We start from the raw sequence: 12,902 nt of genomic DNA on the forward strand, positions 1-12,902 counted from the left end.
AAAATCCCGTTTCGATTGAAATCAGAACGGGATTTTTGTTTATGTGAGTTGGTTCAGAAACGATGCTATTAAAATTCATGACCGCAGTTGTAGCAATGATTACATTTATTGGCTTTAATAGGGTGCGTAATGGTAAGCAGTGCAAGCAGTTTGACCCACCAGTTGAATTTCTTCTTTGTGGCCATACCGTAGCCTACATCTGAAGATCCGCAATTGCTGCAAGTTGTTTGACCTGAAGATTCGGGTATTTTATTCTCCTGATCAATGTAAAACACCTCATCCGTACCAAGAAGCTGATTGATTTCATCCACGTCTTTTTCGAAAACAATCAATTTCACCCTCCTATAGCCTGATTGTACAAAGGATTGATTGTTGCCACGTTTTCATCAGCAAGGAAGCATGCGAAACCGGAATCTTCCAGGCGGGCCCTGATAATATTTGCTTCTATTGGATTGTAATAGGTGCTGTAAACTGTTGTCCTGTCGGAGGCCGGTTGAGAAGAGCTCATAATTAAATTTCATTAAAGGTATTGAATCGCTGGCTTTGGCTATTCGATATGTAATATAAAACTTTAGTTCCGGATTGGAAACTCATCAATTAGTTTTTAAGGAATTCCTGCCACCAGTAGCCTGAATATTTTATGGTCCGTTCGAGTGTTTTGAAATCGGTGTGTACCAGGCCAAAGCGTGCGTTGAAACCTTCGGCCCATTCAAAGTTGTCCATTAATGTCCATGCCATGTAGCCGGTAATATTAATTCCTTCTTGTTTTGCCTTTAACAGCGCATTTAGGTAAAGCTTAAAATATTCGATGCGTTCTGCATCGACCACATGGCCATTAACCAATTTATCGTGGTAAGCTGCGCCGTTTTCGGTTACCATAATATTTTTAACATTAGGATATGCAGCAAACTGTTTAATGATGTTATAAAAGCTTTCGGCATTTATTTCCCAGCCCATTGCGGTATGTGGTTTCCGCTGGCTTTTAGCTTTTACTTCCCATGCCTGTATCACTGGAATGAAAGCATTATATTTAACCGTTAGCGGGAAGTAATTCTGAAGTCCAATAAAGTCAAAGTCGAATTTCATTCTTTCCTGCAAACGCCAGGTACCGTACTCCAGCTGAAATTTCTCGAGCACATCCCAACCGGCTGTCGGAAAACCCAAACCTTGTGCAGGTTCGATAAACAGGCGGTTCATTAAACAATCTACCCGTTTGGCCGCGAGTATATCATTCTCACTTTGTGTATAGGGAACAATTTCTGAACAGGAATATGTTGTACCAATGTTGGCATTGCTTACTTCGGCGCGGAGAATTTTACCGCCCTCGGCCTGGGCAAGTGCGGTATGTAGAACTGCGGGAAAAAAGTTGCTTAAGCCTGTTTTGCCCGGGGCATGTACGCCGAGCATATAACCGAGAGATGTATACCCGAAAGGTTCGTTCAAAACAATCCAGTTTTTAACTTTATCGCCATATTCGAGTGCACATATACTAACAAAGGCGTTAAATGCGGCATTGATGCTAAAGCTTGTCCAACCGCCCTCGTTTTCCAAAGCCTGAGGCAAATCCCAATGGTATAAGGTGATATACGGTACAATCCCTTGCGATAAGCACTCATCGATTACGTTATGATAAAATCTGATTCCAAGCGGGTTGGTTTCCCCTTTACCAAGGGGTAAAATTCTTGACCATGAGATGGAGAAGCGGAATACCTTAAATCCAAGCAGTTTAACCAATGCAATATCCTCTACATACTTATGATAGAAATCGCAGGTGATATCCAGCTTATGTCCTTTTTTTATTTTGCCACTTTTGGCAGCAAAGCTATCCCAAATGGAAGGGCCTTTACCCTGTTCAGCCGCGGCACCCTCTATCTGGGTAGCGGCAACAGCAACTCCCCATAGAAATTCGTCTCCAAAATCGCTTGATTTAATCATTTTATTAATTGATAGAGCGTAAGTTGCAAGTTTACTATTAACAAATCATTAACAAAGAAAATTACTTACCGTAAAGCATTTTTTTATAGATTTACTTTATGCGCTTTCTGTTTTTTTTCCTTCTGATCGTAACAAGTGGTTTAGCCGTATGTGCCAGACTTGCTCCGCCAGTTAATGATGAATTGGCAAATGCAATGACTATATCCAATACAAGTGGTTATTGCAGTGGAGATGCAGCATATAACAACATGGAGGCGACTCCCAGCTTTCAGCAGCGTTCGATGAACTGGGCGGCTACAGGAAATGATGTATGGTTTAAATTTACTGCTACTAAATATGCTGTAAATATCAGCGTAAGCGGACAGGTTAACACTACAAGTCCAAATACTTTGAGCGGCCCTTTGGTAGCTCTTTACACTGAAGACGAGTTAAATCAAAACCTCCTGGAAACACCGGGTACAGTGGCGACCTCGAGTAACGTAACCTCTTTGTACGTGGGCACGCTAAAGCTAAATCATGTTTATTATGTTAGGGTAAGTGCCCTGAATAACAATACAGGAACCTTTAAGCTCTGTCTGGATAACTATACGGCACCTATTCAACCCGGGCAGGACTGTGGGACTTTTTCCCTGTTGTGCTCGAAGGAAACCTTTACGCAATTAAATGTAAGCGGTGCCGGGTTAAACAATACTGAATCTGCAGGCACATGTTTGGGCCAGGAATCAAACTCTGCCTGGTATATGTTTAAAGCCTCTAAAGGTGGAGACTTTACGTTTTTGATTACCCCTACTGTTACTTCAAATGATATTGACTGGATATTTTATGATTTGGGTGTGGACGGTGATTGCAGCAAGGTAAACGCTTCCAATGCCATTCGGTGCGCATCGGGAAGTGGGACGAATTGTAGTCCTTCTTATTACAAAACCGGACTAAGCATGACAGAAACTGACTTAAGTGAATCTGCAGGATGTGTGCCGGGACAGAATGGTTTGGTAAAGTACGTTGATTTGATTGAGGGACATACTTACGCGTTGCTTATTGACAATTTTTCTCCCGGAAATAATGGCTTTACAGTGGAGTTTGGCGGCAGTGCAGATTTTGCAGGTCCGGCTGCCCACATACAGGTTGAAAAGCTGAGGCCATGTACTGATAACCAGTCTTACATTTTCAGCGGACAGGCAAGCAACTATAAAACGTTAAAATGGTCATTTGGTGAAGGTGCCAGCTTACAAAGTGCTACAGGAGAAGGACCATTTACGATTACTTATAATACACCAGGACAAAAAACGGTAATTTTAGAAGCTGAGGGTTTTAACAAATGTAATGTCATCACGACTGAAACAATCATTGTGGCCAAAACACCGGATAAACCAGTCATCTCAGCTAGTGATTTAACGCTATGCGAAGGAGATACATTGCAACTTTCAACCCCCTTTCTGGATCTGGCCACGTACCACTGGTCGGGACCAAATGGATTTAACTCCATGGAACAAAATCCAATGCTCCCGATGACTGGTGCTGCAAATATCGGAAAATATGAACTTTATGTTCAGGTTGGTGATTGTATCAGTGAAACCAACTTTGTTGAAGTTTTATCTGTTGATTTACTCCCGAAGGCTGCATTTTCAATTACCGTTAACAACAGATGCGAACCGGGCCAGAGTTATACATTTACTAACCAATCTACCGGATATGCCAGGCTAAAATGGGATCTGGGTTCCGAAATAAAAAGTAACGTAAACCTTTCCAATGACGGAAGGGAGATTTCATTTCTTTCGACAGGGAAAAAGATCATTACGCTTACCGCAGAAAGTAACAACGGATGTACATCCATAATTTCCCAAGAGGTTATGGTTGAGCAGAGGCCGGAAAAACCTGAAATCATTTCTAATCAGGAAGCATTTTGCCTAAATGATACCATTAGGTTGTCAGTACCTAAACTGGAGGGTATTGTTTACAGATGGACAGGCCCGAATAATTTTGCCGATAGCACTAGTAGCATTTCCATACCTGTTAATAATTTTAATGTGGCGGGCTTGTACGAAGTGACCCTTACATCAGGGAGTTGCATTTCCATTCCTGCGAGTATTACTATTCCGGCGATTGCCAGGATTCCGGTCGCCAGTTTTACTACTGAGCCGGGTTTCAATGTGAAATTTGCGGTGCCAGCAGAAATCAGATTTAAAAACAGCTCGAGCTATAGCGACTATTATTTATGGGATTTTGGGGATGGCTTCCATTCGACGAGTGAAAATCCAAATCACATTTATCAGGCTGAAGGAACTTATAGAATTACTCTTACTGCCTATTCGAATAACGGATGTTTTGATTCGGTAACGCAAGGTGATTTAACGATCAAAGGATCAGCTTCTATATTCGTTCCGAATGCTTTTTCGCCAAACGGAGACGGTATAAATGATGAGTTGAATGTGGGCATCACGAATCTAAAGAAGTATCATTTACAAATTTATAACCGAATGGGTACCCAGGTATTTTCTGCAGATAGCATCTTTGATAATTGGAAAGGCGACTATAAAGGGAACCCATTACCAGTTGGTGTTTACTATTATCTTATCAACGGTATCAATTTAAATGGAACTGCAGTTAGATTTTCGGGTTCTGTTACACTGATCAGATAACTAATCCAGTGACAATCCAATTTGCTTTAACAAGATGGCGGCATTAAAGGTAGTACAAGGGCCGTGTTTAAGTTTATAATCGAACTTCATTTCACCGTTTGTAAAAGAGATATCAAAATGAAAATTTCTCAGGTCGGGATGATGTTTTTCTTTTAAATCGGCAAGCTGCAAATCGTGGGTGGCAAAGAGTGCAGGTGTTTTCTGTTCCATTAATTTTTCAACAAAGACCTTTGATCCCAGATATTTATCACGGCTATTAGTGCCTCTTAACATCTCATCTATTAATACGAAAGTGTCGTTATCTGTCACTACATTTTCCAGGATCATTTTTAACCTGTTTAGCTCAGCTTTAAAAGTTGACGTGCTCTCATTGAGCGAGTCTTTGATACGCATGTAAGTAACGATTGAAAACACGTACAACTTCATTTTCGCAGCACAAACAGGCGCGCCCGAATAGGCTAACACCATATTTATTCCCAACGTACGGAGGAATGTACTTTTGCCTGCCATATTGGATCCGGTAATGATATCAACTGTAGAGTGGGAATCTACAGCGAAATCATTGTCCACCCTAAGATTTTCGGGGATTAACGGATGGCCAATGTTTTCTGCTTCAAGGGCAAACTCGTTTGTTATTTCAGGAAAACTCCAATCCGGATGATTATAAACGGTGGTGGCAAAAGAAATCAATTCTTCAAATTCGCCTAAATGATTTAGTGCGTCAATAACGTCGCCAGAAGATGACTGGTGCCATTTCTGCAGGCTAATGCAACATCTGAGATCCCATAAGAATAATCCGTTTAGAACTCCGCCGACAATGAGATTTAATCGTGCATCGAAACGCTGAATTACTTTGGATAGGCTTCTGATTTCCTGACTTACGGGTGTTTTTAAATTGAGGAGTTTTGAGATATAGGGACTTTTCCACTGCTGGTTTTCTGTCCAAAGAATGGCACTGGCATAGCTGTTTAGCAGATTGGCGCCTCCTCCAAAACTATAGAAGACCAGGTTTACTTTGGCCCCCAGGATTACATTTACTCCTGTGTGGACAATTAGCAGCAACACAAACAGCTTCCAGAAAATGCTACCCAGAAATATAGCCGCAAGGATTAGAAGCCCTGAAATATAGGGAACTAATGCCACATAAATGTTTATGCCCCTTTTGTGAACAAAGTTAAGCTGTTCGCCAAGTTTATTTTTTAACTGCGTTTTGATTTCTTCTATTTTATTTACATCGTGACCATGGAGATTTGCCCTAAAGCTGAAAGTACTTTCAATTTTCTCCTTCACCTCTTGTATCGCTTCCTGGCGCTGTAAAATTTCATCGGGCCTGTTTTTAACAGAGAGTTTCTGAGCCAAAATATGGTTCCCAATTTTGGTGCTGCACCGATTGAGCAAAGCAAAAAGGGACGATTTGCCAAAGATATCCAAATCTGAGGTGTACGGGTGGGTTTCAGATTCATACTGGGTTCCACTATCATACCCATTGATTCCACTATTGAGTATATTGAATTCGTTTTGATAAATCCAGAGTAATTGTTTTTGATACTCAATTTCTTTATCCAATATGCTTTGCTTTCGAACAACATAAACAAAAATGAACACTGGAATGAGCAGTAATATCTGAATGAATGTACGCCATATGTTGTCTGCCGAATTAAGCAGCAGTACGAAGAAGAAAATTTCGGAAAGAAACAAAGCTATTCTGATTAGTGAAAGATTGTCAATCAGCTTCCTTGTTTGTATAATCTGTGTTTGGACAGCTTTTATTTTAGCTTCGTAACCAGTGATGATTTCTGATTTAGTTATTGGCATTTTCTCCTGGAATATTCCCAAAGGTATAAGAACAATGGGTATTTAAAAAGATATTTTTCGCGGTGTAAATGATAGTGGGGAGGTGAACGCGAAATAGCAAAGAGACGAAAGGTTTTAGGTGGCACGCATTTTTATTTTAAGAAAACAACAGATTTTCTCTAAGTTTGAAGTTCTTAAATCGACAACCAGATGAGGATTAGTTTGATTGCAATCGGGAAAACCGAAGATAAGTATTTAATAGAGGGGATTGATAAATATCTGAACCGATTAAAGCATTACATCAATTTTAGTTTTTTAGCGATTCCAGATGTTAAAAATGTAAAAAACTTAAGTGAAGCACAACAGAAAGCTAAGGAGGCTGAATTGTTACACAAACAAATCAATAATGGTGATGTTGTGATTTTACTGGATGAAAAGGGGAAAAAATATAGTTCAGTAGATTTTTCCAATTATCTGAATAAACAGATGATTGGAAGTGTTCAACATTTGATCTTCATTATTGGCGGACCTTATGGGTTTGATGAAAGTATTTATAAAAGGGCCAATGGTTTGATTTCCTTATCTGACATGACTTTTTCTCATCAGATGATCCGGTTGTTTTTTGTTGAGCAATTATACAGAGGCTTTAGTATTTTGAAAGGTGAGCCCTATCATCATGCGTAGCATTGGTTTTTAAATAAGTATGGAATTGTGATCCATCAATCATCATAAATAGAAAAGCGATGTTAAATAAATATAAAAGGGATTACAGATTTAAAAGTAATCAGAGCGGGAACAACAAAGTTCTATGGATTAGTATCATCCTTGCCCTAGGGGTAGGAGCAGTTATTTACTATTTCTTTTAAAACAAAAAACACCAGACTGATGCCTGGTGTTGTTTGTTGTCGGTAGAATAAGCCTAAACGCCTTTTTTACTGGTCATGCTTGCTTTTTTAGCTGGCGCAGACGTTTTTGTTGTTGCTTTTGCTCCTGCTGCTTTTGTTGCAGAAGACTTAGGCTTTTTATCTGCCGCAGCTTTTTCTTCTGATAATTTAACTTCAGCCGGTGTTCCAGGAGTTTCTGGCGTTTCTTCAGTAAAAAGAGGTAACTCTTTTAATAAGTTATACCAGCTAATGATTTTTTTCATATCAGAGGCATATACTTTTTCCTGATCATGGCCAGGTGCTACTTCCAGGAAGTAAGGACGTAAATTTTCTTTCAAATCGGGAGTAGAACCTTTAGCTGTAATATTTTCGAAAATATTTGCCAATTTAATCTCTTCTTCTTCACCATATACGGTAATGTCTTCAAGTGAAGCTAACTTCGTGTTGGTGATATTGGCTACGATTTTAGTTTTCTGAGCATCTAAGCTCTCTAAAATATACCCTACTTTATTTTGTCCTACCAGTTTGAATAAACCTGGTCTGCCAGATACGGCAACAATTCCTCTTAAGTTCATATGCTTTGAGATATGAGATTTTATAACTGACCATAAGCAATGCCCACATCAGCCATCTAAATCTATTATTTTAATTATTTGTGTGAGTAAGCACTTTAAACTTACAGCTGAATGCTCAAGTTTAGGTCTCACCTCCCCTTTCTTGCTTCTAGTCTTCTAAAATCTCTACTGTTAAAATTTTATCACCCTGACGGATATCGTCTACAAGATCAACATTTTCTACTGCTTTACCAAAAACAGTGTGGTTGCGATCTAAGTGAGCCGTATTTGCTCTGCTATGGCAAATGAAAAACTGTGATCCCCCTGTATTACGGCCAGCATGTGCCATTGATAATACACCACGATCGTGAAATTGGTTTTCACCATCTAATTCGCAATCGATTTTATAACCTGGGCCACCTGTTCCTGGCATTCCTGTTGCGCCATCCTTCGAATTAGGGCAACCAGTCTGTACCATAAAATTAGGGATTACACGGTGAAAAGTTACACCATCATAAAATCCTTCTTTTGCTAATTTTTTAAAGTTTGCAACTGCTTTTGGAGCATCTTGTTCGAAGAACTCAACAGTCATATCACCTTTTTCGGTTTTTATTATTGCTTTACTCATATCTATTTTTAAATGGTATTAAATTATTTCTACTCAATGTCAATTGTATATTTCAAAAAGTAGAGGGCAAAAATAGCAAAATTGTATAACTTATAACATCTTTAAATTTTTCTAAATAGTTTAAATACGGTATTTTAGTACTTTAAGCATTTACCATTTTGATAAAGAAATATTATATCCTTATTTTTTGTTTGCTATGCTCGCTGGGTCTCCGTGCTTCATCTCTATTGATTTATATGGATGAGGATCAGAAGAATCACCTTAAAGCCTATGGCATTGCTTATTGGGCAATAGGTAAACAGGCAGAAGTAGATTGGCTGTTAAATTACCGGGGAGGTAGTTTTCTGGTGAAATATAACAAAACTGTCGAAGACGAATTGAAGATCAGGGGTGTTTCGTATGAGGTAATGGCGGATGGAAAGGTGGTGAACCTGTTGAATGAGATCAGCGATCCATCGGTAAATATGGAGATGGTTAAACTCGAAAAGATTCCTAAGATTGCGGTTTACTCGCCAAAAAGTAAGTTACCGTGGGATGATGCGGTAACCCTTGTATTAACCTATGCGGAAATTCCTTATGATGTGATCTATGATGACGACATTTTACAGGACAAATTAATAAAATATGATTGGCTGCATTTACACCATGAAGATTTTACAGGTCAATACGGTCGCTTTTGGGCTAATTTCAGGTATGCGACCTGGTATCAGGAGGATGTGAAAAACCAGGAGGCTTTGGCAAAGAAAATGGGCTATAAAAAGGTTTCGGAAATGAAACTCGCGGTAGCTAAACATATAAAAGAATATTGCGCTGGCGGGGGCTTTATGTTTGCTATGTGCTCAGGCACCGACAGTTTTGATATTGCATTAGCTGCAGAAGGTGTGGATATCTGTGCACAGATGTTTGACGGTGATGCCGCTGACCCAAACGCGCAGTCTAAACTGGATTTTGGTAAAACACTGGCTTTTCAAAATTTTAAGCTGGATAATAATCCTATGAATTATGAATTTTCAGATATTGATGTAACACAGTTCAGGAGCTTAAATCAAAGCAACGATTACTTTACGCTGTTTGATTTCTCAGCGAAGTGGGACCTTGTTCCGACGATGCTTACGCAAAACCACGACAAGGTGATTAAAGGCTTTATGGGACAAACCACTGCATTTAAAAAGAGCCTGGTTAAAACGAGTGTTACTGTATTAGGAGAAAATAAAGGTGCTGCCGAGGTGAGGTATCTGCATGGAGAGATTGGAAAAGGGCAGTTTACTTTTTACGGGGGCCATGATCCAGAGGATTATCAACACGCAGTAGGCGATCCTCCAACGGATTTAAACCTGCATCCGAATTCTCCCGGCTACCGTTTAATTTTAAATAACGTATTGTTTCCAGCTGCCAAAAAGAAACCTCAAAAGACTTAGTGTTTGATTTTTCGTGTAGCATTCCTAATAACTATACAATAAAAATTCTTTTTCTGGTAATGATAAGGGAATGGTTAAAAAATGTTAAAGCATTAAAAACCATACTGGAAATCAACAGCTTAAACACTTTAATTGTAACACACATGATACTTTGGCACAGCTTTTGGATATAGGCCTTGTAATTAACAATCAGGCATGAAGTCTGAAATTTAAAAACAAGATTCTTTACCTAAGAGAAAAATATTATGAAAAAGTTATTATTAAGTGCGTCAGTTATTTTATTAGCAACAGGTGCTTTTGCACAAAATACCATGTCGGGTTCTGATGCAAGATTTGGGATTAAAGCAGGGGTAAACTTAGCGAGATTCCATGCATCGGATTTTGATGGAAGCTCTGCTTTCAATGATAACGTGAAAGATAACGTTGGTTTTAACGTGACTGCGTTTGCTGATTTCGGTGTAGGAAATAATTTCTTTATCCAACCTGGAGTATCATTGCAGAATAAGGGTGCAAAGTTTGAGAGCACTAATGCTTTAACAGTTGGTAATACTACCACAACAGTTGTATCTGCAAATAAGACTAGTTTAATGACTATTGAAGTGCCTGTTAATGCAGTGTTCAGAATACCTACAGGTGATGCTGGTGCAGTTCAAATTTCTGCAGGACCATATGTTGGGTTTAATGTGTCGGGTAAAAATAAGTTAGAATCTACTACTACCGTTCGTAATAATACGAACAATACCTCTGCGGTAACAAATTCATCGAGTGAGGATGATTTATCATTTGGTACAGAAACAGATAAAAATTACAGTGGTACAGAATTTGGTGCTAATTTTGGTTTAGCTTACCGTACAACTTCTGGCTTTCTGGTTGGTGCGAACTACGGTTTAGGCTTATCTAACTTAGTTCCTAAAGACTCAAGATCGGGAGATGGTAAATTAACAAACCGCGTATTAGGATTTACAGTTGGATATTCTTTCTAGTCCTGTCCTGACATTAAAAAGCGCCGTTTTGATTCGATCAAAACGGCGCTTTTTTTTGAGGTATTAGTCGTAAAAGTTCCATGTTACACCAAATTTCAGGAGTGCATCCTGCATCGGATAACGGTTGACGGTGTAGTATCCTTTTTGAAAAAGTCCCTGGTTAATAAAATCATATTTCACAAAAATATTTGCCCGTTTTAAGTTCGCCTTGAAGAAAACATCGACAATAGGCTTGGAGCTTAGTACTGTAGCATTATTGGTATCGATATAAAATTGTGATGTCGCCGGTGAATAATAATAGTTGGCATATTCCGAGTTGTACCTTACATCAAATCCAAAGTTGGCTTTGAGGACTTTAAAAAAGGTATTTTCGAAGTATAAACTATTGTAGGTATAAAATTCGGGAGTTCTTAGGACCTCATTGTCCGTTTTCTGATAAGCGATGTAATTTTCCAATCCAAACCGCCCGAAGCGCCATTTTTTTTGCAGATCAATTCTGATCAGGCTAATATCTATACCTTCTTGTTTTGGCAGAATTGAGTTGTAGCCAGCAGAATTATCTAAAGCAAAATAGAGGTAATTACTGGTTAAGAAATATTTCGCCCCTGCATTAAGTCCGATCCTGTCATTTACATAATTGAAAGAAAGGTTGCTTACTTTAGTATTTTTAAAATCCTGGTAATTCCATTGATAATGATTGCCATGGTAATAGTTATAGATGGCAGCAGGTGATTGATTTTGTGTATAGGCGCCTAATTCAATCCGACCAATTGCTTTGCTCAGTAAGATTTTTGATTTAGCCTCATAAAGGTAATCTCCTGCATTTTCTCCCTGTAAAATCTGTTGCAAATTCAGATTGAAATCAACATTGCTACTGAATCTATAGCCTGCATTCCCCAGGATGGTTACATTTTGATAAACGAAATTGCTTTGTTCATAATTGTTTCCATCAGATTTAATTCCCATAAACTGATGCTTAAAATATTCGTGCCTAATCCCTGCATCAATTTTTAATTCGTTCTTAATTACTGCAGAATTTTTAGATCGGAGGAAGAAGCTATAAATGAATTCATTTTTTAAATGCTGAACATGGGTGGAATCGTTGGTATAGGTATTGCTGTTTATTCCCGGTGGCAACACGTGACTGGTATCCGCATCGGTCTTATAGAAATCGTAGCTATCATTATTGTATTCTAAAGTGTAAGTTATTTTATTTGTTGGCAAAGCACTGCTCATTTGGCTGGATGTGCTGTCTATTCTGCCTACGTAATACGTCTGTTTTAGGAATAATGTATTTTTCCTATACAGGTTGCGGGCATCGGATAACCTAACCGGTTCTGCATCTCTGCTGATTTTGGTATAGTCATCATTAAAAATGGTCGTCTTTTGTGTAGATCCGTTTTCATATCCTCTCATAGTATTGAAGATAGCAGATGCCCACATGTTATAGCGTTTATTTGGCGATTCATACCAGGAGAACACTGCTACATTTAGGTTGTCGCCCCTTTGCCGGGAATAAAACCCACGGGAATCAGCGCGATTGAAGTTTAATCCGACATTCCAGTTCTTCTTTATATTCTGTGTATGGATGGCCCTGAAGAGTTGCTCCTTTTGTCCTGCACTTATAAAATACAGACTTGTAAACGGCGTACGCGCCTGATAGTAAATGATATCTTCAGGAGTTAGTGCATAATAATCAAATGAATGAAACCCAGCGTCGAAACCTATCCGTTTACTTGGCTCATACAAGAGTGGCCTTGCCGCAAGGCCCATATTTCCATTGTTTATGGTTGGATGGAGTGGCTGTAGTAGCGGACTATAATTTTGAATATTTACCGTTGAGGTGTCAAGGGGAAGTAATACTATGCTGTCTTTGCTAAGGGAGAGTTTAGTAAAACGAATGTATTTTGCTGTAAATACCACAGAGTCTTTTCCTCCGTCTAATTTTTTGCGGACAGAGTCTAGCTCTTTGTTCGTTCCTACATCAGTTTTTAAATCCTGGGCAAAAGTTTTCTGTATACCTGAAAGTAAGAGGATTATAAATAAGATTTGAAAACACTTACCCAT

General features: G+C 38.9%; 11 protein-coding genes. 4 read left to right on the plus strand and 7 right to left on the minus strand.

What is annotated here, in order from left to right; all coding sequences use genetic code 11:
• Positions 1-68 precede the first annotated feature (68 nt).
• The 3 genes from AC570I_RS10735 to AC570I_RS10745 form a co-directional block, all read right to left on the minus strand.
• Positions 69-338, minus strand: coding sequence for a hypothetical protein (locus AC570I_RS10735; RefSeq protein ID WP_497405443.1), 270 nt, complete (start codon positions 336-338; stop codon positions 69-71).
• The gene (locus tag AC570I_RS10740) at positions 335-508 is read right to left on the minus strand and encodes a putative signal transducing protein (protein WP_497405444.1); all 174 of its coding nucleotides are present in this window, start codon (positions 506-508) and stop codon (positions 335-337) included. The genes AC570I_RS10735 and AC570I_RS10740 overlap by 4 nt, the downstream gene beginning before the upstream one ends.
• An 89-nt stretch (positions 509-597) precedes the next feature.
• Positions 598-1,935, minus strand: coding sequence for a GH1 family beta-glucosidase (locus AC570I_RS10745; RefSeq protein ID WP_497405445.1), 1,338 nt, complete (start codon positions 1,933-1,935; stop codon positions 598-600).
• A gap of 98 nt (positions 1,936-2,033) precedes the next feature.
• Between AC570I_RS10745 and AC570I_RS10750 the strand changes: the two genes are divergently transcribed.
• The gene (locus AC570I_RS10750; protein WP_497405446.1) at positions 2,034-4,574 is read left to right on the plus strand and encodes a PKD domain-containing protein; all 2,541 of its coding nucleotides are present in this window, start codon (positions 2,034-2,036) and stop codon (positions 4,572-4,574) included.
• On the opposite strand, the gene AC570I_RS10755 is transcribed toward AC570I_RS10750, so the two are convergent.
• A complete protein-coding gene (locus tag AC570I_RS10755) occupies positions 4,575-6,389 on the minus strand; it encodes a MutS-related protein (protein ID WP_497405447.1) in 1,815 nt (604 codons plus the stop codon).
• A gap of 189 nt (positions 6,390-6,578) precedes the next feature.
• On the opposite strand from AC570I_RS10755, the gene rlmH reads away from it, so the two are divergent.
• The gene (gene rlmH / locus AC570I_RS10760; RefSeq protein ID WP_316799930.1) at positions 6,579-7,052 is read left to right on the plus strand and encodes a 23S rRNA (pseudouridine(1915)-N(3))-methyltransferase RlmH; all 474 of its coding nucleotides are present in this window, start codon (positions 6,579-6,581) and stop codon (positions 7,050-7,052) included.
• A gap of 235 nt (positions 7,053-7,287) precedes the next feature.
• Here rlmH and AC570I_RS10765 read toward each other — a convergent pair whose 3' ends face one another.
• On the minus strand, positions 7,288-7,827 hold the full coding sequence (locus AC570I_RS10765) for a DUF5606 family protein (RefSeq protein ID WP_047798728.1): 540 nt from the start codon (positions 7,825-7,827) through the stop codon (positions 7,288-7,290).
• Between the two features lie 148 nt (positions 7,828-7,975).
• A complete protein-coding gene (locus AC570I_RS10770) occupies positions 7,976-8,434 on the minus strand; it encodes a peptidylprolyl isomerase (RefSeq protein WP_047798729.1) in 459 nt (152 codons plus the stop codon).
• 236 nt (positions 8,435-8,670) lie between these two features.
• Here AC570I_RS10770 and AC570I_RS10775 point away from each other — a divergent pair, with 236 nt between their 5' ends.
• Positions 8,671-9,852: an asparagine synthetase B gene (locus AC570I_RS10775; protein WP_497405448.1), complete on the plus strand. Its 1,182-nt coding sequence runs from the start codon at positions 8,671-8,673 to the stop codon at positions 9,850-9,852.
• Between the two features lie 245 nt (positions 9,853-10,097).
• Positions 10,098-10,835 carry an outer membrane beta-barrel protein gene (locus AC570I_RS10780; RefSeq protein ID WP_497405449.1) on the plus strand — a complete coding sequence of 246 codons (738 nt, stop codon included), beginning with the start codon at positions 10,098-10,100 and terminating at the stop codon, positions 10,833-10,835.
• 63 nt (positions 10,836-10,898) lie between these two features.
• On the opposite strand, the gene AC570I_RS10785 is transcribed toward AC570I_RS10780, so the two are convergent.
• Positions 10,899-12,902 (minus strand): putative porin, encoded by a 2,004-nt coding sequence (locus AC570I_RS10785; RefSeq protein WP_497405450.1) that lies wholly within the window; start codon positions 12,900-12,902, stop codon positions 10,899-10,901.

It is taken from the genome of Pedobacter sp. A2324 (assembly GCF_059693705.1).